We start from the raw sequence: 18,205 nt of genomic DNA, 5'->3' as shown, positions 1-18,205 counted from the left end.
GCGCTCAGTGGCGCTGGGCCATCCGCTCGTCGCGCTGCCGCTGGGCCTCGCGCTGCTTGTTGACCAGCGAGGCGACGATCACGCCCACCGCGACGACGCCGATCAGGATGGTGCTGGCGGCGTTGATCTCCGGCGTGACGCCGAGGCGCACCTGGCTGTAGATCTTCATCGGCAGCGTGGTTGCCCCCGGCCCCGAGGTGAAGCTCGAAATCACCAGGTCGTCGATGGAGAGCGTGAAGGCCAGCATCCAGCCCGAGATGATCGCCGGCAGGATGACCGGCAACGTGATCTGGAAGAAGGTCTTGACCGGCGGGGCGCCGAGATCCATCGCCGCCTCCTCGAGCGAGCGGTCGAAGGTGACCAGCCGCGACTGCACGACCACGGCGACGAAGCACATGGTGAAGGTGATGTGCGCGAGCGTCAGCGTCACGAAGCCCCTGTCCAGGCCGACGGCGACGAAAAGCAGCAACAGCGACAGGCCGGTGATGACTTCCGGCATGACCAGCGGCGCAAACACCATGCCCGAGAACAACACCCGGCCCCTGAAGCGCGTGTAGCGCGTCAGCGTGATGGCGGCGAGCGTGCCGAGCACGGTCGACACGGTCGCGGAGATGAGGCCGACGCGAACCGTCACCCAGGCCGCGTCCATCAGGCCCTTGTTGCGGAACAGTTCGCCGTACCACTTGGTCGAGAACCCGCCCCAGACGGTGACGAGCTTCGATTCGTTGAACGAGAAGATGACCAGCAGCAGGATCGGCAGGTAGAGGAACGCGAACCCCAGGACGATCGCGCTGATGTTGAAGCGGCTCCAGGTCGAGTTCATGTCAGCGCCCCTGTTCCTGGGCGCGCGCCTGCGCCTGCTGGAAGAACATGATCGGTATGACCAGGATCAAGAGCAGGATCACCGCCACGGCCGATGACACCGGCCAGTCGCGGTTGGCGAAGAACTCGTTCCAGAGCGTCTTGCCGATCATCAGCGTCTGCGAGCCGCCGAGCAGGTCGGGGATGACGAACTCGCCGACCGCCGGGATGAAGACCAAAAGGCAGCCGGCGATGACGCCCGGCAGCGACAGCGGGAAGGTGATCTTCCAGAAGGCGGTCATCGGCGGGCAGCCGAGGTCCTGGGCGGCCTCGATGAGCGAATAGTCCATCTTCTCCAGCGCCGAATAGAGCGGCAGGATCATGAACGGCAGGTAGGAATAGACGATGCCGATGAAGATGGCCGTATGAGTGTTGAGGATCACCAGCGGCTGGTCGATGATGCCGGTGGCGAGCAGGAACTGGTTGAGCAGGCCTTCGGGCTTGAGGATGCCGATCCAGGCATAGACGCGGATCAGGAAGCTGGTCCAGAACGGCAGGATCACCAGCATCAGAAGCGTCGGGCGGATGGCCGTGGGCGCGCGCGCCATGCCGTAGGCGATGGGATAGCCGACAAGCAGGGCCAGCAAGGTCGAAACCCCTGCGATGACCGCGCTCGATATGTAGGCGGTGTAGTAGAGCGGGTCCTCGGTCAGCCAGAGATAGTTGTCGAAGCTGAACTCGCCGAACTGCGCCATGAACCCCGAGAAGCCTTCGGAGACGTCGAGGACCGGGGTGTAGGGCGGCATCGCGATCGCCGTCGTCGACAGCGAAATCTTGAAGACGATGAAGAACGGAACGAGGAAGAAGAACAGCAGCCAGACATAGGGGACGAGAATGACCAGGCGGCTGGTGACGGCTGACGTGAGGCTCTTCATCGCCGCTCCTATCGCGTCAGCAGGACACCGGCATCAGGCCGGAAGCTGATCCAGGCCCTGTCGTCCCAGCTCAGCGGATCTTCCGTGGCGCGGGTCGCGTTCATCGAACTCGCCTTGACCACCTGGCCGTTGCCGAGCTTGACGTGGAAGATGGTCATGTCGCCGAGATAGGCGATGTCGTAGATTTCGCCCTCGAGCACGTTGTCGCCACCCTCCGGCTTCCTGGACGACACCTTGATCTTCTCGGGGCGGATGGCGAAGGCGATGTCGGAGCCCACCGGCGTCTCGCCGGCATTGGCGGCCTTGATCGTCACTCCGCCGGTCCCGGCGATGGTGGCGCCGCCGCCGTTGCGGTCCGTCACCTTGCCGTCGAACATATTGATGTTGCCGACGAAGTCGGCGACGAAGCGCGAGGTCGGCGCCTCGTAGACCTCTGCCGGCGTCGCCACCTGCATCACCTCGCCCTTGTCGAGGATGGCGATGCGGTCGGCCATGGTCATGGCCTCTTCCTGGTCGTGGGTGACGATGACGAAGGTCAGCCCCAGCGTCTGCTGCAGGTCCATGAGCTCGAACTGGGTTTCCTCGCGCAGCTTCTTGTCGAGCGCGCCGAGCGGCTCGTCGAGCAGCAGTACCTTCGGCCGCTTGGCAACGGCACGGGCGAGCGCGACGCGCTGGCGCTGGCCGCCGGAAAGCTGGTGCGGCTTGCGTTTGGCGAACTGGCCGAGCTTGACCAGCTTCAGCATCTCGCCGACGCGCTTTTCGATTTCAGGCTTCGGCATGCCGTCCTGCTTCAAGCCGAAGGCGATGTTCTGCTCGACCGTCATGTGCGGGAACAGCGCATAGGACTGGAACATCATGTTGACCGGCCGCTTGTAGGGCGGGATGCCCCTGAGGTCCTGCCCGTCGAGCAGGATCTGCCCCTCGGTCGGCTCCTCGAAGCCGGCCAGCATGCGCAGTAGCGTGGACTTGCCGCAGCCGGAGGCACCCAGGAGCGCGAAGAACTCGCGTTCGTAGATCGACAGCGACAGGTTGTTGACGGCGGTGAAGTCGCCGAACCGCTTCGTGACGTTCTTGAATTGGATGTATGGCCTGGCGTCGGGCTGGTTCCAGGGCGCAAATTCCCTGCGGATGTTGCCGAGCGATTTCATGTCCCTCTCCGTCCCCCTGCCCACGCCGGAACATCCCGGCGCCCAGGGCGCCGGGATTGCGTGCGACCGTTACTGCCCCGTGACGACCTTGGTCCAGCTGCGCGTCACCAGACGCTGGCTCTTGGGATCGTAGGGCGACACGGTGAACAGCTTCTGGAGCGTGGCGTCGTCCGGGTAGATGGCCGGATCTCCGATAATGTCCTTCTCGATGAACTGCTGCGACGCCTTGTTGCCGTTGGCGTAGTAGATGTAGTTGGAGGCCTTGGCGGCGACTTCCGGACGCATGATGTAGTTCAGGAACTCGTGCGCCTCGGCGACGTTCTTGGCATCCGCCGGGATGGCCATCTGGTCGAACCACATCTCGGCACCTTCCTTCGGCACGACATAGTCGATGACCACGCCCTGGTCGGCCTCGGCGGCACGGTCGCGCGCCTGGAAGACGTCGCCCGACCAGCCGACGGCCAGGCAAATGTCGCCGTTGGCGAGCGCGTTGATGTATTCGGACGAATGGAACTTGCGGATCGACGGCCGGATCTTGAGCAGTGCCTCTTCGGCCTTGGCCAGATCCTCGGGCGTGCGGCTTTCGGTATCGATGCCGAGATAGCGCAGCGTCGTCGGAATGATGTCGGTCGGCGAATCGAGCATGTAGACGCCGCAATCCTTCAGCTTGGCGATGGTGTCGGGATTATAGACGACATCCCAGCTGTCGATCTTGTCGACACCGAGAGCTTCCTTCACCTTCTTCTCGTTGTAGCCGATGCCGACGGTGCCCCACATGTAGTTGATGGAGTACTCGTTGCCGGGGTCGTACTTTGCGGTGCGCTCGCTGACGACGTCCCACATGTTGGAGAGGTTCGGCAGCTTCGACTTGTCGAGCTTCTGGAACACGCCGGCCTCGATCTGGCGGGCGAGGAAGTTGGCGGTCGGCACGACCACGTCATAGCCGCTGCCGCCGGCGAGCAGCTTGGTTTCGAGAATCTCGTTGGAATCGAAAACGTCGTAGACGACCTTGATGCCGGTTTCCTTGGTGAACTCGTCGATGATCGAGGAATCGATGTAGTCCGACCAGTTGTAGACGTTGACGACACGCTCCTGGGCGTCGGCAGCGGTTGCGGCAATGGCAATCAGGGCTGACGCGGCGGTCAGCAAAAGCGATCTGCGGTTCATGATAGTCTCCTTCCTTGGGCGCGACCTTGCGGCTGCGCCCTGCTCCCTGGGCAGATTCGGGTGATGAGGGTGGCGCTCCCGCCGATAGCCGGCGTCGCGCTAACATACTGGCGATTTACGTCTCCGGACACCGAAGCCCCGGCAGTGAGACCTGGCAAGATACGCCTGTCTTGTTGTTACCCTCGGTCGCAGCCTGCCCGCCCGACAGGTGCATTGTCAATGCCCAACAAGCGGCCGCTCAATTGGGGGTCGGCACGCCCGTGACGCCGGGTTTCTGCGCGCGGGCCTGGCGCTTGAATTCGAGCGCGAGATGGACGATCAGCGCGGCGAAGATGACCGCACCGCCGGCGATGGTGCGCGACGACGGCACCTCGGCATGGACGAGCCAGACCCAGATCGGGCTGAGCAGCGTCTCGAAGGTTCCGAGCAGCGCCACGATGGCCGCGGGCACCAGACGCGCACCGGTGGCGAAAAGGGCAAGCCCCAGGCCGAGATTGGCAGCGCCGAAGGTGAACAGAAAGCCCATGTCGCGCGGCGACACGGCGAGCGCCGATGCCTGGGAAGCGGCGAAGCTGGCCGCGAAGATGGTGCCGAGGCAGGTGGCCGGCGTCATCCGGACATGGGCGAAACGGCGGGTGATGACGGTGGCGATGGAAAAGGCCACCGCGATCAGCAGGGCCAGCCCGTCGCCGACCGGCGACACTCCGCCGCCGAGCGATTCCGAGACCATGATGGCCACGCCGCTGATGACCGCCGCTATCGCGACCCAGGTGGCCGCCGATACGCGCTCGCCGAACAGCACCCAGGCGAACAGCGCAGCGAGCAGCGGCACGCCGGCCTGCATCAGCACGATGTTGGCGACCGTCGTATAGGCGAGTGCCACGACGAAACAGGTCGAGGCGATGCCGAAGCAGGAGGCAACGAGCAGGCCCGGCAGCCCCATGTCGCGGAAAAGCCTGAGCGTGCCGCGTCCGCCGTCGCGCCAGGCCATGAAGGCCAGCAGGAATGCCGCCGCCCAGAACGAGCGCCAGAACACCACCGTCCAGATGTCCGGCGCATCGATGAAGCGGGCGATGGCGCCCCCTAGACTCCACATCAGCGCCGAGAGGAACACCAGAAGCATGCCGACGCGCTGCTCGCGGCCGGTGGCTACGGCGCCGCCGGCGGGTCCCAATCCAGATGCTGACGCCTGTTCGCTCATTTGAGGTGTCGCCGTAGTTCGAGGCCTCCGCGGTTCGACCGCGCATCGTCATCCACTAGACAGGCACGTTCGATTTCGCGAGGTCCAGTGCTTCCAGCTCATTAGGACACTCGAAAGTAGCTCGCGATCAGGGCGACCGGGCTGCGCTTTCCGACCCGTCGCGGCCAGCATCCGATTCGCCCAGACTGGGCCGGCCGGCAACAGATCGGCAAGAATTCGCGTCTAAGCACTGCAGGGCAGTCTCGGGAACCTCGCATGCTGACCGTCATCAATTGCATCGTCTACGCGCATGACTACCGTTTCGTGGCCGCGGCACTCTTCATCTGCACCATCGGTTCCATCGTCACCATCCGGCTGTTCGCGCGCGGACGCCGGGCGGTGCGGGCCAAGCATGCCGTGCTCATCCTGATGGCCGGCCTCGCCGGCGGCATGACGATCTGGACGACGCATTTCCTGGCGATGCTCGGTTTCATGCCCAAGGTCGGCCACGGTTTCGAGCCGATCTACACCCTGGTGTCGCTCGCCGTGGCCATCGCCACTTCGATCTCGGGCCTGTTCCTTGCCGCAAGGCGGCAAACCGGGCCGATGGTGGAGTTCGGCGGCTTTGTCCTGGGCTGCGGCATTGCCGTGATGCATTTCCTCGGCATGGCCGGCTTCGTCGTTGCCGGCCGCATCGACTACGATCCTGCCTTCGTCATTGCCGCCATCGTCGGCGGTGCGGCACTTGGCATGCTGGCCACCAACCGCGTCGCCGACGGCAAGGGGCACCGCGGAGTGGCGCTCGGCATCGTCGCGCTCATACTCGGCATCGGCTTCATGCATTTCACCGCGATGGGAGCGGTGCAGATCACACCGGACCCGCGGGTGGCGGTGCCGACGCAGATTCTCTCCGTACCCGTGATGGTGACCCTGGTCATGGCCATGACGGTGCTTGTCATGCTCCTGGGCCTGGCCACCCACATGGCCGAGGAACAAGGCGAGAAGGAAGCCGTGGAGCACTACCGCCATCTGGCGCTGCACGACCCGCTGACCGGGCTGCCGAACCGAGCCGCCGTGCGGGACGAACTGCCGCGCCGGCTCAAGGACGCGGCAGGCATGTCGCTCGCCATCATTGCCGTCGATCTCAACCGATTCAAGGAAATCAACGACGTCTACGGCCACGCGGCGGGCGACGCGGTACTGACGCAGACCACGGGACGCGTCCGCGCCGCACTGGCCCGCGATGAGTTCTTCGCACGCATCGGCGGCGACGAGTTCCTCGCCGTGAAGCCGTTCACGCGGGAAAACGAGATCGAGGAGTTCGCCGCCCGCATGGCAGACGCCTTCTCGCGCCCGAACGAACTCGGCAACGCCACGTTCCAGGCGAGCGCCAGCATCGGCATCGCCGTATATCCCAGGGACGGCGTCGACATCGACGAGCTCACCATGCGCGCCGACCTTGCCATGTACCGCTCGAAAAAGAGCCAGAACGGTGCCTGGTGCTGGTATGACGCCGACGCCGATGAAGACGGCAGGCGGCGCGGCCTGATCGCCATCGGCCTGCGCAGTGCGGTGGCCGACGGCGCGCTGCGCCTGGTGTTCCAGCCGCAGATCTCGATGAAGAAGCGCGACCTCCTCGGCTTCGAGGCGCTGCTGCGCTGGGACAGCCCGCAGTTGGGCGAGGTCCCGCCATCGGACTTCATTCCGGTGGCGGAACAGACCGGCATGATCGTCGGCATCGGCGACTGGGTGTTGCGGGAGGCATGCCGCGAGGCAACCCAATGGCCGGAGCCGCTGGGCGTGGCCGTCAACGTCTCGCCGGTGCAGCTGACGCGCCCCAATTTCGGCGACCGGCTGAAGGAGATCCTCGACGAGACGGGCCTCGCCCCCTCGCGTCTCGAGATCGAGGTCACCGAGACGGCGCTGATCGAGAACCCCGGCCAGGCGCTGCTGATCCTGCGCCAGGTCAAGGCGATGGGCGTGCGCGTCGCCATGGACGACTTCGGAACCGGTTACTCATCGCTGTCGACGCTGTTCTCCTTCCCATTCGACAAGATCAAGGTCGACCGTACCTTCCTCAAGGCGCTCGGCCGGCAGGCCCAGGCGACAAGCGTCATCGAGACCGTGATCGAACTCGGCCACAAGCTGTCGATCCCGGTGCTGGCAGAAGGCGTGGAGACGGATTTCCAGGCCGCGTTCCTGAAGGACCGCCGCTGCGACGAGGCGCAGGGCTTCCTCTATGGCAAGCCGCTCGATTCCACCGCCGCCCGGGCGATCGCCAAGACCGGCATCGACAAGGAAGCGCAGGCGGCAATCGCCCGCCTGATTGCTTGATTGCTATTGGAAATCGAAGGCCGAAAGCCCCGTCACCATCTCGTCGAGGCCGAGCGGCCGGGTGACCGGCGGTTCGGCGCGCGACAGGCAGCCCGAACGCTCGCACAGCCGGCATGCCGGGCCGACCGGCGTTGCCGCGACCGCGCCCGGCTTGCCACCGAGCGCGGCCGGCAAGGCGGCGCCATAGACAATCTCGTCGCGGAAGGCGATGTCACAGCCGAGCAGGATGGCAGTACGGCGCGGCCGCTCGCTGAAGGCTCCCTGCGGGCCCTCGAGCGTGCGGGCGACGCAGAGGAATTCGGCGCCGTCGGGCATCTCCACCGCCTCGACGAAGATCTGGCCGGGCTGGGTGAAGGCGGCGTGTACCGGCAGCTTCGGGCAGCCGCCGCCGAAGCGGCTCTGCGGAAAGCCCTGCGCGCCGGCCTTGCGGAAGCGGTTGCCGGCGTTGTCGACCTCGAGCATGAAGAACGGCACCGCCGAGGCGCCGGTCCGCTGCAGCATCGTCAGCCGGTTGGCCGCCTGCTCGAACGACACGCCGAAACGCGAGCGCAGCACGTCGACGTCGTAGCGGGCGCGCTGCGCCGCCGAGTGGAATGCCTGGTAGGGCATCATCAGCGCATGCGCGGCATAGCGGCCGAGTTCGAAGCGGGCCAGCCGCCTGGCCTCGTCCGACGACAGCTTGAGCGCCTGGATTTCGGCCGCGACCGCCACCTGCATGCGGATCAGGCTCGCCTCCATCGCCACCTCGCGCAACTGGTCGAAGGGCGACAGGCGCTCGGACAGAAACAGGCGCTGCGAGTGGCGGTCGTAGCGCCGGCGCCAGTTGGGCATGGTGGCGACCGGCAGCACCTTGACGACGATGCCGTGCTCGCGCCGGAGCCAGGCCTTCAGGGCGCCGAGCAGGTCGTCGCCGGGATCGAGCAGCGAGGTGAAGGCCTCTGCCTCGCCCTCCAGTGACGCGAAGTGGTTGGGCCGGCGCTCGAACACCTCATGCACCTCGTCGATCGGCAGGCGCGCTCCGGACAGCGCCGTCGTATGGCCTTCGCGGGCGAGCAGTTCGGTGAGGTCGGTCAGCCGCTCGGCCTGCTCGCGATAGGCTCGGAACAGCTTGATCACCGCCGCCGCCGCGTTCGGTGCGGCCTCGGCGATCTCGATGAGTTCCTGGTCGCCCGGCAGCTCGCCGGCCAGCAGCGGGTCTGCGAAGACCTCGCGCAGGGCCGCGATCGAGCCCCTCGCCTCGCCCTGCAGCTCGTCGGGATCGACCTTGTACACGGACGCCAGCTTGAGGATGAGCTGCACCGTGAGCGGCCGCTGGTTGCGCTCGATGAGGTTGAGGTAGGAGGGCGAGATGCCAAGGCCCTCGGCCATCGCCGTCTGGGTGAGCCCCTTCTGATTGCGGATGCGCCGGATGCGCGGCCCGGCGAAGATTTTCTGCTCGGCCATCGGCTTTTACACCAGTTTTACAACGAAAGTAGGGGCTTTGCCCTACCCGACCATTTACATTCTTTACAATTTTACAGCGCCGTATTGTCAAACGCAACACAGGTTTTCCCTATTATCATGCGCATTTCGTTGAATTTTCTGGCTGCTTCGGCACCGCAATGTCAAACAAGTCACATAGAAATCGCCGCAACAAACCCAAGACGCGGTGCCGCCCCCAAGACCAAAGTGACCAGACGGAGTCGACAATGACCGATTTTTACAACCTCGTCCCCTCGGCCCCCGAGGGTCGCTTCGACGGCATCGAGCGCCCCTACTCGCCGGAGGACGTGAAGCGGCTGCGCGGCTCCGTCCAGATCAAGCACAGCCTCGCCGAAATGGGCGCCAACCGTCTGTGGAAGCTGATCCACGAGGAGGACTTCGTCAACGCGCTCGGCGCGCTCAGCGGCAACCAGGCCATGCAGATGGTCCGCGCCGGCCTGAAGGCGATCTACCTGTCCGGCTGGCAGGTCGCCGCCGACGCCAACACCGCGTCCGCGATGTATCCGGACCAGTCGCTCTACCCGGCGAACGCCGCCCCCGAGCTCGCCAAGCGCATCAACCGCACGCTGCAGCGCGCCGACCAGATCGAGACCTCCGAAGGCAAGGGCCTGTCGGTCGACACCTGGTTCGCGCCGATCGTGGCCGACGCGGAAGCCGGCTTCGGCGGTCCGCTGAACGCCTTCGAGATCATGAAGGCCTTCATCGAGGCGGGTGCGGCCGGCGTCCACTTCGAGGACCAGCTGGCTTCGGAAAAGAAGTGCGGCCATCTCGGCGGCAAGGTCCTGATCCCGACCGCGGCGCACATCCGCAACCTGAACGCCGCGCGCCTCGCCGCCGACGTGATGGGCGTGCCGACGCTGATCGTCGCCCGTACCGACGCGGAAGCCGCGAAGCTGCTCACCTCCGACATCGACGAGCGCGACAAGCCGTTCGTGGACTATGATGCCGGCCGCACGGTCGAGGGCTTCTACCAGGTGAAGAACGGCATCGAGCCGTGCATCGCCCGCGCCATCGCCTATGCGCCGCACTGCGACCTGATCTGGATGGAGACCGGCAAGCCGGACCTCGCGCAGGCCAGGAAGTTCGCGGAAGCCGTGCAGAAGGCACACCCGGGCAAGAAGCTTGCCTACAACTGCTCGCCGTCGTTCAACTGGAAGAAGAATCTCGACGATGCCACGATCGCCAAGTTCCAGCGCGAGCTGGGCGCGATGGGCTACAAGTTCCAGTTCATCACGCTGGCCGGCTTCCACCAGCTGAACTTCGGCATGTTCGAGCTGGCCCGCGGCTACAAGGATCGCCAGATGGCGGCCTATTCGGAGCTGCAGGAAGCTGAATTCGCGGCGGAAGCCAACGGCTACACCGCGACCAAGCACCAGCGCGAGGTCGGCACCGGCTACTTCGACGCCGTGTCCATGGCGATCACCGGCGGTAAGTCGTCGACGACCGCGATGCACGAGTCGACCGAAACCGAACAGTTCCGCCCGGCCGCCGAATAGGCCGAGGCCCTAGCGACAATGCCGGAGGCGCAGTAGCCTCCGGAAGCCAGCAAAGAATGCCCCGAGGGGCAAAAGGCAACACTCCGAGGAGAACCGCAATGGCACCGCGCACCCGTGTCAAGGAACGAGCCGAAGAACAGGCGACCACCATGAGCGCCGACCAGCAGGCCGTGATCCGCATCGTCGCCAACGACCTGCACCGACTGAACCAGTCGGTCATGAAGGCGGTCGAGGCAGGCGTGTCGGTGGAACTGGTCCGCTCGGCCCGTCACCATGGGGGTAACGGCAACTGGGGTGATCTGCTGATCCCCGTCATCGTCACCCAGCAGCCGCACGGCTGACCCACCAAGCATGCCCCCAAGGATCCCGTCCGCGGTTCGCCGTGGACGGGATTTTTGCATTTGGACCAATGGGAAGAGCGGCTTCAACCCGCGGTTATAGAACTAAAGTCTCATATCATAGTGCGCGAGGCACTTGACACTTCTCATACATCCGGGCGTTACTCGGCGGACGCAACCAGCCATTGAATCAACGCCCCCCCAAGCTGTCGGTCGCGCTAATGAAAAGAAGAGACATCGGTCCGGGACCGCACCCGGATGCGAATTCGCGCAGCCCCGCGACGCAAGGATCGGCGACGGCCGACCTCAACCAGGTGCTCGTCGTCGGCCGATCGCAGATCAATCGCGTCGTCGTCGCAAAGATCGTCGAACGGTCGGGCCTAAGGCCGGTGACGGAAGGGCCAGACACGGCGGCGCTCGCGCTGCGCAGCCTGGCGCCCGGCACGATCATCCTCGACGGGGGCAGCGACAACAGGGACTGCGATGCGCTGCTGCCGTCGATCGTGTCGCTGCGCCTGGCATCCGGCACCAACCTGCCGGCGGTCATTCTGCTCTCGACCAAGGCCGGTACGCCGGAAAGCCTGTCGCTTTCAACTGCCGTCGACATCGTCGTCGCCAAGCCGATCACGCCCGAGCGGTTGCAGCCTGTGGTCGAAAGGCTTCTCGGCCGCGTCTGAAGTCAGCCCAGGCTTCGAAGCAGATCCTCGAGTTCGCCGAGATGCCGCAGCTTGCGGAAACGCTCCGCGCCCGCCGGCTCGTCGACATGTTCGTAGACCCAGGTCAGGTCGTGCGGCACGTAGACGCCCCAGCTGCCGGCCTCGATGGCCGGGACGACGTCCGACTTCAGCGAGTTGCCGATCATCATCGCCCGGTCCGCGCCCTCGCCGTGGCGCGCGAAGATGCGCTCGTAGGTCGGCCGCGACTTGTCGCTGACGATCTCGACGGCGTCGAAGAAATCGCCGAGGCCCGATTGTGCCAGCTTGCGCTCCTGGTCGAACAGGTCGCCCTTGGTGATGAGCACCAGGCGGTAGCGCCCGGCCAGCCCGGCAAGCGTTTCGTGGACGTGCGGCAACGTCTCGATCGGGTGGCTCAGCATCTCGCGGCCAGCGGCCAGGATCTTGCCTATGACCTCGGCCGGCACACGGCCCTCGGTGACGTCGATGGCGGTCTCGATCATCGACAGGGTGAAGCCCTTGATGCCGAAACCATAGGTGCCGAGATTGCGCTTTTCGGCTTCGAGCAGCCGCGCCATGAGATGGTCGGCCTCGCCATGTTCGGCCAGGAGTTCGGCGAAGTGCCTTTCGGTCATGCGGAAGAACTGCTCGTTCTGCCACAGGGTATCGTCGGCGTCGAAACCGATGGTGGTGAGGGTTGGGGAAGCTGAAATCATGGCGGCTATCTAGGCCGATATCCGACCCAAAACCAGCAGATGGTGGGCAAACTCATCGCGGAATCGGTCATTTGCCCCCCTTTTCTTATTTCACGGGCCCCGGCTATACTCCGCCATCTGCAACGACAATCTGGTGATTGATGCCGCCTGCAAAGAAGGAAGTCCGTCCGTCCAACCGGGGGGGACGAGCCCGCACGCCCGCATTCGTGAAGAACAAGCGAGGCGTGAAGAACTGGAAGGAAGCTTCCGAGTGGCTCGAGTGGCGCGGCATCGAAGACATAGAATGCATCACGCCCGACCAGGCCGGCGTCGCCCGCGGCAAGATGATGCCGTCGAGCAAGTTCACCTCCAACACCTCGCTTGCGCTGCCGTCCGCACCGTTCATGATGACGATTTCGGGCGACTATCCGGAGAACGGCAACGGATTCCAATATCCCGAGGACGATGGCGACCTGAAGCTGGTGCCAGATCTGTCGACGCTGTCGGTGGTACCGTGGGAGGACGACCCGACCGCGCAGGTGATCTGCGACCTCGTGCATCAGGACGGACGCAACGTCGAGTTCACCCCGCGTAACGTGCTGAAACGCGTGATGGCCGCCTATGACAAGCTCGGCCTCAAGCCGGTCGTCGCGCCCGAGATCGAGTTCTATCTCGTCCGCAAGAATCCCGACCCCGACTATCCGCTGACCCCGCCGGTCGGCCGCTCGGGCCGCCCCATCGGCGGCGGCGCCGGCTATTCGATCGCCGGCGTCAACGAGTTCGACGAACTGATCGACGACATCTACCACTTCTCCGAGGCGCAGGGCCTGGAGATCGACACGCTGATCCACGAAGAGGGTGCCGGCCAGCTCGAGATCAACCTGCGCCATGGCGACCCGATCGAGCTCGCCGACCAGGTGTTCATGTTCAAGCGCACGATCCGCGAGGCGGCGCTGAAGCACGACACCTACGCCACCTTCATGGCCAAGCCCATCCAGGGCCAGCCGGGCTCGGCGATGCACATCCACCAGTCGATCATCGACAAGAAGACCGGCAGGAACATCTTCACCAACGAGGACGGTTCGGAGACCGAGGCCTTCACCCATTTCATCGGCGGCATGCAGAAGCATGTGCCGAACGCACTGGTGATGCTGGCGCCCTACGTCAATTCCTACCGCCGGCTGACGCAGGCGGCCTCCGCCCCGGTCAACAACAAGTGGGGCTACGACAACCGCACCACCGCCTTCCGCGTGCCGCGCTCGGACCCGGCGGCGCGGCGCGTCGAAAACCGCATCCCGTCGTCGGACGCCAATCCCTATCTGGCGCTCGCCGCCTCGCTCGCCTGCGGCCTGATCGGCATGAACAACAAGCTGCCCTGCGAACCGCCGGTGCTGACCACCGCCAACGAGGACGAGATCGACCTGCCGCGCGGCCTGCTCGAGGCCGTCGACCTGTTCGAGAGCGACGACGAGCTTGCGGCGATGCTCGGCAACTCCTTCGCCTCGACCTTCGCGGCGATCAAGCGCGCCGAGTTCGAGACCTTCATGGAAGTGATCAGCCCGTGGGAGCGGGAGTATTTGCTTCTCAATGTGTGAGAGTGAGTGAGTAGGGAATAGTGATTAGTGAATAGAGAAAGGGGTTTGCCTTTTTCACCCACTACTCACTGCTCCCTATTCACTACTCACTACTCGCTACTCGCTCCCTGCAATCCCGGAGCCCTCTCCGCATCATGCCCTACCAATCCCCTATTTCCCCCGGCTTCTCCTGGTATGAAGACACCGCCGGTCCGCGGCCCGAATATCCGGCGCTCGACGGCGACCGACAGGCCGACGTCGTCATCGTCGGCGGCGGCTTCACCGGACTTTCGGCAGCCGTGCATCTCGCCAAGGCCGGCACCAATGTCGTGCTGATCGAGGCGCACCGCTTCGGCGACGGCGCCTCGGGCCGCAACGGCGGCCAGATGGGCACCGGCCAGCGCGCCTGGGCCGAGGAACTCGAAAGCGAATACGGCTTCACCCGGGCGAAGGCGCTGTTCGACCTCGCCGAGGAAGCCAAGGCGCATCTGCTCGACTTCTCGGCCGCCAACGGCATCGACATCGACTACATGCCGGGCCAGATGTCGGTGGCGCACAAGCCGCGCTATGTCGACGACTACAAGGCGCACGCCGAGATCATGGCGAGCCGGTTCGATTATCCGCACGTCAAGTTCATGGACGCCAAGGAAACGGCCGAACGGCTGGGCTCGACGCATTACTACGGCGGCACGCGCGACAGCGGCACCGGCCACATCCATCCGCTCAAGCTGGTGATCGGCACAGCGCGGGTGGCGGCGACCTCAGGCGCACGGATCTTCGAGATGACGCCCGCCACCGGCATCACCTCGCAAGGCGGCAAGGTCCGGGTGACCACGCCGCGCGGCACGATCACCGCCCAGAAGTGCCTGATCGCGACCAACGCATATGGCGGCGAGTTGGAGCCGATCAGCGCCTCGCACATCATGCCGATCGGCTCCTTCATCGGCGCGACCGTGCCGCTGGGCGCCGACAGCAAGGTCATCCCCGGCGGCGAGTCGGTCGACGATTCCCGCTTCGTGGTGCGCTATTTCCGCAAGTCGAAGGACGGCCGGCTGCTGTTCGGCGGCCGCGAGATCTACGCGGTCAACGATCCCAAGGACATCCATATCCACATCCGCAAGCAGATCGCCGAGATCTACCCGGAGCTGAAGGACGTCGAGATCACCCATGGCTGGGGCGGCTATGTCGGCATCACGGTGCCGCGCAAGCCCTTCGTGCGCGAGGTGATGCCCAATGTCATCTCCGTCGGCGGCTATTCCGGCCACGGGGTGATGCTGTCCAACTTCTTCGGCAAACTCTATGCGGAGACCGTGTCGGGCAACCGCGACCGGCTGAAGCTGATCGAGGACCTGAAGATCCCGTCGTTCCCCGGCGGACGCCGCTTGCGCGCGCCGCTCCTGTTCCTGGCGCTCAACTGGTTCGCCCTCCGCGACAGGATCTGAACCGGCCCGGGTCCGGGAACCTTTTTCGACTGCCGGCATCCAATGGTTCGAAGCCGCCGCAGAACGCGGGGCGCGAGCGACAGAAGGAGATGCCCGATGAAAATGGTTTCCGCCGCACTGGCCGTGGTGCTTGCCGGCGCGCTGCCGGCACTGGCCGAGGACGTGAGCAAGGCGCCGCCTCCGGGCGCCTTCAAGGCGGTGAGCAGCCTGGTCAAGCTGCCCGACTTCCTGCCCGGCATGGGCCAGCTCTTCGTCGACCCCGCGACCCTGCCTGCCGGTCCGTTCCTCGCCTACGACCATGACGGCAAGCTGGTCAGCACCATCTACATGCTGCCGGTCAAGGACTTCAATCCGGACAAGCGCTTCGACGACCTGGCCTCGCCCGGCGGCAACGTCGACCACGTAAGCGTGTACTACAATGCCGGCCACCCCGGGGTAGAGGAGCCGCATGTCCACGTCGTGCTGTGGCATGTGGCGAAAGCCGACGAGGCACGGGTGGCGAAATGATCGTCACGCGCAGAACCATCATCGAAGCCGGCGGGGGAGCTTTCCTCGCCGCGCTTCTGGCGGGGCCGGCAGCCGCTGCCGGCGCCGCAGTCAATATCGAAATGCGCGGCACGGACGATGGGGCGCATGTCTGGTTCGACCCCATCGGCATCCGCATCGAGCCGGGCCAGACCTTGCGCTGGACCAACCGCGATCCCGGCAATTCGCATACGGTGACGTCCTATCATCCCAAGATGTACGACCGGCCGCTGCGCATCCCGGCACGTGCCGCGCCATGGGACTCGGACTATCTGCTGCCGGGAGAGAGCTTCTCGGTGACCCTGACGGTGCCGGGGGTGTATGACTACTACTGCGTACCGCACGAACATGCCGGCATGGTCGGACGCATCGTGGTGGGGGTGCCCCAGCCGCTGATCCCAAATGCGGCGGACGCGTCGCTGACGCCGCTGCCGGAAGTGGCCCTGATCGGCTTCCCGCCGGTCGAGGAGATCATCGCCAAGGGCATCATTCGCCGCGCGTAGCGGCGGCGACCGGAAATGGAGGCGAACCATGCAACTGGCAGTCTTGCGGCAAGCCGTCGACCTTGACGGCCTTCGCGACGAGCAACTGGTGGCGCTCGCACGCAGCGGCGGTGAGAACGCCGTCCGTGCGCTCATCAAGCGCAACAATCAGAGGCTCTTCAGGGTCGCCCGCGCCGTCATGCGCAACGACGCCGAAGCCGAGGACGTGGTGCAGGAGACCTATGTCCGGGCCTTTACCCGGCTCGACGGTTTCAAGGGAGATGCCGCGTTTTCGACCTGGCTGACGCGCATCGCGCTCAACGAGGCGCTGACCCGCGTCCGCCGGCGACGCCCCATGGCGGGCATCGAAGAACTCGACAGCGCAGCCGCGGCGGATGGAGGCCGTGTGATCATGTTTCCGACATCGCTCATACCGCCCGGCGCGGATACCGAGGCAGGACGCAGCCAGGCAAGGGAGTTGCTCGAACAGGCGATCGACGAGTTGCCGCAGACGTTCCGCATCGTCTTCATCCTGCGCGACGTCGAGGAACTGAGCGTCGAGGAGACGGCCACCCAGCTGTCGATCAGGCCCGAAACCGTCAAGACGCGCCTGTTCAGGGCACGCCGTCTGATGCGCTCGGCCATCGAGAGGCGGCTGTCGGCAGGCTTCGCCGAAGTGTTCCCGTTCGACGGCAGGCGCTGCGAAACCATGGCCGACCGCGTCGTCGACAGGCTGCGCGGGGCTACAATTTCCTGACGATGACGCTGCCGGCGGAGTAGCCGGCGCCGAAGGAGCAGATGACGCCGAGGCTGCCCGCAGGCAGGTCGTCGGAGAACTTCGAAAACGCGATGATCGAGCCGGCCGACGAGGTGTTGGCGTAGTCCTGCAGCACGTTGGGCTGCTCGGCGCGGCTCGGCTCGCGGCCGAGCACCCTGGAGCCGATCAGGTCGTTCATGCCCTTGTTGGCCTGGTGCAGCCAGAGCCGCGACAGGCTCTGGGGCTCGATGCCCTGGTCGGCGAGATGGGTGAGCATCAGTTCGGCCACCATCGGCACCACCTGCTTGAAGACCTTGCGGCCCTCCTGGTGGAACTGCATGTCGCGGCGGTCGGCCATGTGGCCCTTACGGGTGCGGCGCAGGAAGCCGTCGTTGTTGCGGATGTTGTTGGAGAACTCGGTGAGGCAGCGGGTGGCCAACACCTCATAGGCATTGTCCGACTTCACCTCGTCGGCGCGCTGCAGCACGACGGCGGTGCAGACATCGCCGAAGATGAAGTGGCAGTCGCGGTCGCGCCATTCCTGGTGGCCCGACGTGATCTCCGGATTGACCATCAGGATCGCGCGGGCCGAGCCGGTGCGGATCATGTCGGTGGCGAGCTGGATGCCGAAGGTCGCCGACGAACAGGCGACATTCATGTCGAAGGCGAAACCCTTGATGCCGAGCGCCTGCTGCACCTCGATGGCGATGGCCGGGTAGGCGCGCTCATGATTGGAGGCGGCGCAGATGACGGCGTCGATGTCTTGGGCGGTGAGGCCGGCCTTCTTCATCGCCGCGTCGGCCGCCTTGACCGAAATTTCGGCCATCAGCGACAGCTCGTCCTCGGCGCGCTCGGGCAGCACAGGATGCATGATGCCGGGATCGAGGATGCCGAACTTCGACATCACATGGCGACGCTCGATGCCCGAGGCCTTGACGATGAACTCCTCCGACGACATCGCCATCGGCTCGCGCGCGCCGGCCTCGATAGCGTCGGCGTGCAGACTGTTCTGGCGCTGCGCATATTCGTTGTAGGAGGCCACCAATTCGGCGTTGGTGATGACCTCCTGCGGCGTGAAGATGCCGGTACCGCTGATCGCAACCCTGTGCATGGCGTTTCCCATTGGTTTTGGCCATTGGAATAGGGTCTGCGCCTCCACGGTCAAGCGCGGAGGC

The 18,205-nt window shown here is 65.2% G+C and carries 17 protein-coding genes; 9 read left to right on the top strand and 8 right to left on the bottom strand.

Going from position 1 to position 18,205, the window contains the following annotated elements; translation table 11 throughout:
* Positions 1-4: 4 nt before the first annotated feature.
* The 5 genes from J2X50_RS13685 to J2X50_RS13665 form a co-directional block, all read right to left on the bottom strand.
* A complete protein-coding gene (locus J2X50_RS13685) occupies positions 5-823 on the bottom strand; it encodes an ABC transporter permease (protein ID WP_429095758.1) in 819 nt (272 codons plus the stop codon).
* A 1-nt stretch (position 824) separates the two neighbouring features.
* A complete protein-coding gene (locus J2X50_RS13680; protein ID WP_429095755.1) occupies positions 825-1,736 on the bottom strand; it encodes an ABC transporter permease subunit in 912 nt (303 codons plus the stop codon).
* A gap of 8 nt (positions 1,737-1,744) precedes the next feature.
* Positions 1,745-2,884 carry an ABC transporter ATP-binding protein gene (locus J2X50_RS13675; RefSeq protein WP_347964494.1) on the bottom strand — a complete coding sequence of 380 codons (1,140 nt, stop codon included), beginning with the start codon at positions 2,882-2,884 and terminating at the stop codon, positions 1,745-1,747.
* 69 nt (positions 2,885-2,953) lie between these two features.
* Positions 2,954-4,051 carry a polyamine ABC transporter substrate-binding protein gene (locus J2X50_RS13670; protein ID WP_429095753.1) on the bottom strand — a complete coding sequence of 366 codons (1,098 nt, stop codon included), beginning with the start codon at positions 4,049-4,051 and terminating at the stop codon, positions 2,954-2,956.
* Between the two features lie 238 nt (positions 4,052-4,289).
* Positions 4,290-5,252, bottom strand: coding sequence for a DMT family transporter (locus J2X50_RS13665; protein WP_429095750.1), 963 nt, complete (start codon positions 5,250-5,252; stop codon positions 4,290-4,292).
* A gap of 255 nt (positions 5,253-5,507) precedes the next feature.
* Between J2X50_RS13665 and J2X50_RS13660 the strand changes: the two genes are divergently transcribed.
* On the top strand, positions 5,508-7,565 hold the full coding sequence (locus J2X50_RS13660) for a putative bifunctional diguanylate cyclase/phosphodiesterase (RefSeq protein ID WP_429095748.1): 2,058 nt from the start codon (positions 5,508-5,510) through the stop codon (positions 7,563-7,565).
* Positions 7,566-7,568: 3 nt separating this feature from the next.
* Here J2X50_RS13660 and J2X50_RS13655 read toward each other — a convergent pair whose 3' ends face one another.
* Positions 7,569-9,008, bottom strand: a complete 1,440-nt coding sequence (locus tag J2X50_RS13655; RefSeq protein ID WP_429095746.1) for a helix-turn-helix domain-containing protein — start codon at positions 9,006-9,008, stop codon at positions 7,569-7,571.
* 245 nt (positions 9,009-9,253) lie between these two features.
* Here J2X50_RS13655 and aceA point away from each other — a divergent pair, with 245 nt between their 5' ends.
* From aceA to J2X50_RS13640, 3 genes are all read left to right on the top strand, one after another.
* Positions 9,254-10,543 (top strand): isocitrate lyase, encoded by a 1,290-nt coding sequence (gene aceA, locus J2X50_RS13650; protein ID WP_340036394.1) that lies wholly within the window; start codon positions 9,254-9,256, stop codon positions 10,541-10,543.
* Between the two features lie 98 nt (positions 10,544-10,641).
* Positions 10,642-10,884, top strand: a complete 243-nt coding sequence (locus tag J2X50_RS13645) for an SMc00767 family acetate metabolism repressor (protein ID WP_018426579.1) — start codon at positions 10,642-10,644, stop codon at positions 10,882-10,884.
* 218 nt (positions 10,885-11,102) lie between these two features.
* Positions 11,103-11,558 carry a response regulator gene (locus J2X50_RS13640; protein ID WP_340036392.1) on the top strand — a complete coding sequence of 152 codons (456 nt, stop codon included), beginning with the start codon at positions 11,103-11,105 and terminating at the stop codon, positions 11,556-11,558.
* A 2-nt stretch (positions 11,559-11,560) separates the two neighbouring features.
* Here the strand turns inward: J2X50_RS13640 and J2X50_RS13635 are convergent, their stop codons facing one another.
* Positions 11,561-12,271 carry an HAD family hydrolase gene (locus J2X50_RS13635; protein WP_340036391.1) on the bottom strand — a complete coding sequence of 237 codons (711 nt, stop codon included), beginning with the start codon at positions 12,269-12,271 and terminating at the stop codon, positions 11,561-11,563.
* Positions 12,272-12,411: 140 nt separating this feature from the next.
* On the opposite strand from J2X50_RS13635, the gene J2X50_RS13630 reads away from it, so the two are divergent.
* From J2X50_RS13630 to J2X50_RS13610, 5 genes are all read left to right on the top strand, one after another.
* Entirely contained in the window at positions 12,412-13,845 is a 1,434-nt protein-coding gene (locus J2X50_RS13630; protein WP_340036390.1) for a glutamine synthetase family protein, read from the top strand.
* Between the two features lie 134 nt (positions 13,846-13,979).
* Positions 13,980-15,266, top strand: a complete 1,287-nt coding sequence (locus J2X50_RS13625; RefSeq protein WP_429095742.1) for an NAD(P)/FAD-dependent oxidoreductase — start codon at positions 13,980-13,982, stop codon at positions 15,264-15,266.
* 96 nt (positions 15,267-15,362) lie between these two features.
* Positions 15,363-15,773 (top strand): DUF5602 domain-containing protein, encoded by a 411-nt coding sequence (locus J2X50_RS13620; RefSeq protein WP_429095739.1) that lies wholly within the window; start codon positions 15,363-15,365, stop codon positions 15,771-15,773.
* Positions 15,770-16,294, top strand: a complete 525-nt coding sequence (locus J2X50_RS13615) for a plastocyanin/azurin family copper-binding protein (RefSeq protein WP_429095736.1) — start codon at positions 15,770-15,772, stop codon at positions 16,292-16,294. The genes J2X50_RS13620 and J2X50_RS13615 overlap by 4 nt, the downstream gene beginning before the upstream one ends.
* A 28-nt stretch (positions 16,295-16,322) precedes the next feature.
* A complete protein-coding gene (locus J2X50_RS13610) occupies positions 16,323-17,030 on the top strand; it encodes an RNA polymerase sigma factor (protein ID WP_429095733.1) in 708 nt (235 codons plus the stop codon).
* Here the strand turns inward: J2X50_RS13610 and J2X50_RS13605 are convergent.
* Entirely contained in the window at positions 17,017-18,141 is a 1,125-nt protein-coding gene (locus J2X50_RS13605; protein ID WP_429095731.1) for a beta-ketoacyl-ACP synthase III, read from the bottom strand. The genes J2X50_RS13610 and J2X50_RS13605 overlap by 14 nt on opposite strands.
* Between the last annotated feature and the right edge of the window lie 64 nt (positions 18,142-18,205).

It is taken from the genome of Aminobacter sp. BE322, from assembly GCF_050433525.1.
Taxonomy (GTDB): domain Bacteria; phylum Pseudomonadota; class Alphaproteobacteria; order Rhizobiales; family Rhizobiaceae; genus Aminobacter.
This window is presented reverse-complemented; position numbering and strand designations above follow the sequence as displayed.

Excerpts from the sequence above, each read along its gene's own strand:
- J2X50_RS13685 (WP_429095758.1), bottom strand. The coding sequence starts at position 823 with ATGAACTCGACCTGGAGCCGCTTCAACATCAGCGCGATCGTCCTGGGG.
- J2X50_RS13680 (WP_429095755.1), bottom strand. The coding sequence starts at position 1,736 with ATGAAGAGCCTCACGTCAGCCGTCACCAGCCGCCTGGTCATTCTCGTC.
- J2X50_RS13675 (WP_347964494.1), bottom strand. The coding sequence starts at position 2,884 with ATGAAATCGCTCGGCAACATCCGCAGGGAATTTGCGCCCTGGAACCAG.
- J2X50_RS13670 (WP_429095753.1), bottom strand. The coding sequence starts at position 4,051 with ATGAACCGCAGATCGCTTTTGCTGACCGCCGCGTCAGCCCTGATTGCC.
- J2X50_RS13665 (WP_429095750.1), bottom strand. The coding sequence starts at position 5,252 with ATGAGCGAACAGGCGTCAGCATCTGGATTGGGACCCGCCGGCGGCGCC.
- J2X50_RS13660 (WP_429095748.1), top strand. The coding sequence starts at position 5,508 with ATGCTGACCGTCATCAATTGCATCGTCTACGCGCATGACTACCGTTTC.
- J2X50_RS13655 (WP_429095746.1), bottom strand. The coding sequence starts at position 9,008 with ATGGCCGAGCAGAAAATCTTCGCCGGGCCGCGCATCCGGCGCATCCGC.
- aceA (WP_340036394.1), top strand. The coding sequence starts at position 9,254 with ATGACCGATTTTTACAACCTCGTCCCCTCGGCCCCCGAGGGTCGCTTC.
- J2X50_RS13645 (WP_018426579.1), top strand. The coding sequence starts at position 10,642 with ATGGCACCGCGCACCCGTGTCAAGGAACGAGCCGAAGAACAGGCGACC.
- J2X50_RS13640 (WP_340036392.1), top strand. The coding sequence starts at position 11,103 with ATGAAAAGAAGAGACATCGGTCCGGGACCGCACCCGGATGCGAATTCG.
- J2X50_RS13635 (WP_340036391.1), bottom strand. The coding sequence starts at position 12,271 with ATGATTTCAGCTTCCCCAACCCTCACCACCATCGGTTTCGACGCCGAC.
- J2X50_RS13630 (WP_340036390.1), top strand. The coding sequence starts at position 12,412 with ATGCCGCCTGCAAAGAAGGAAGTCCGTCCGTCCAACCGGGGGGGACGA.
- J2X50_RS13625 (WP_429095742.1), top strand. The coding sequence starts at position 13,980 with ATGCCCTACCAATCCCCTATTTCCCCCGGCTTCTCCTGGTATGAAGAC.
- J2X50_RS13620 (WP_429095739.1), top strand. The coding sequence starts at position 15,363 with ATGAAAATGGTTTCCGCCGCACTGGCCGTGGTGCTTGCCGGCGCGCTG.
- J2X50_RS13615 (WP_429095736.1), top strand. The coding sequence starts at position 15,770 with ATGATCGTCACGCGCAGAACCATCATCGAAGCCGGCGGGGGAGCTTTC.
- J2X50_RS13610 (WP_429095733.1), top strand. The coding sequence starts at position 16,323 with ATGCAACTGGCAGTCTTGCGGCAAGCCGTCGACCTTGACGGCCTTCGC.
- J2X50_RS13605 (WP_429095731.1), bottom strand. The coding sequence starts at position 18,141 with ATGCACAGGGTTGCGATCAGCGGTACCGGCATCTTCACGCCGCAGGAG.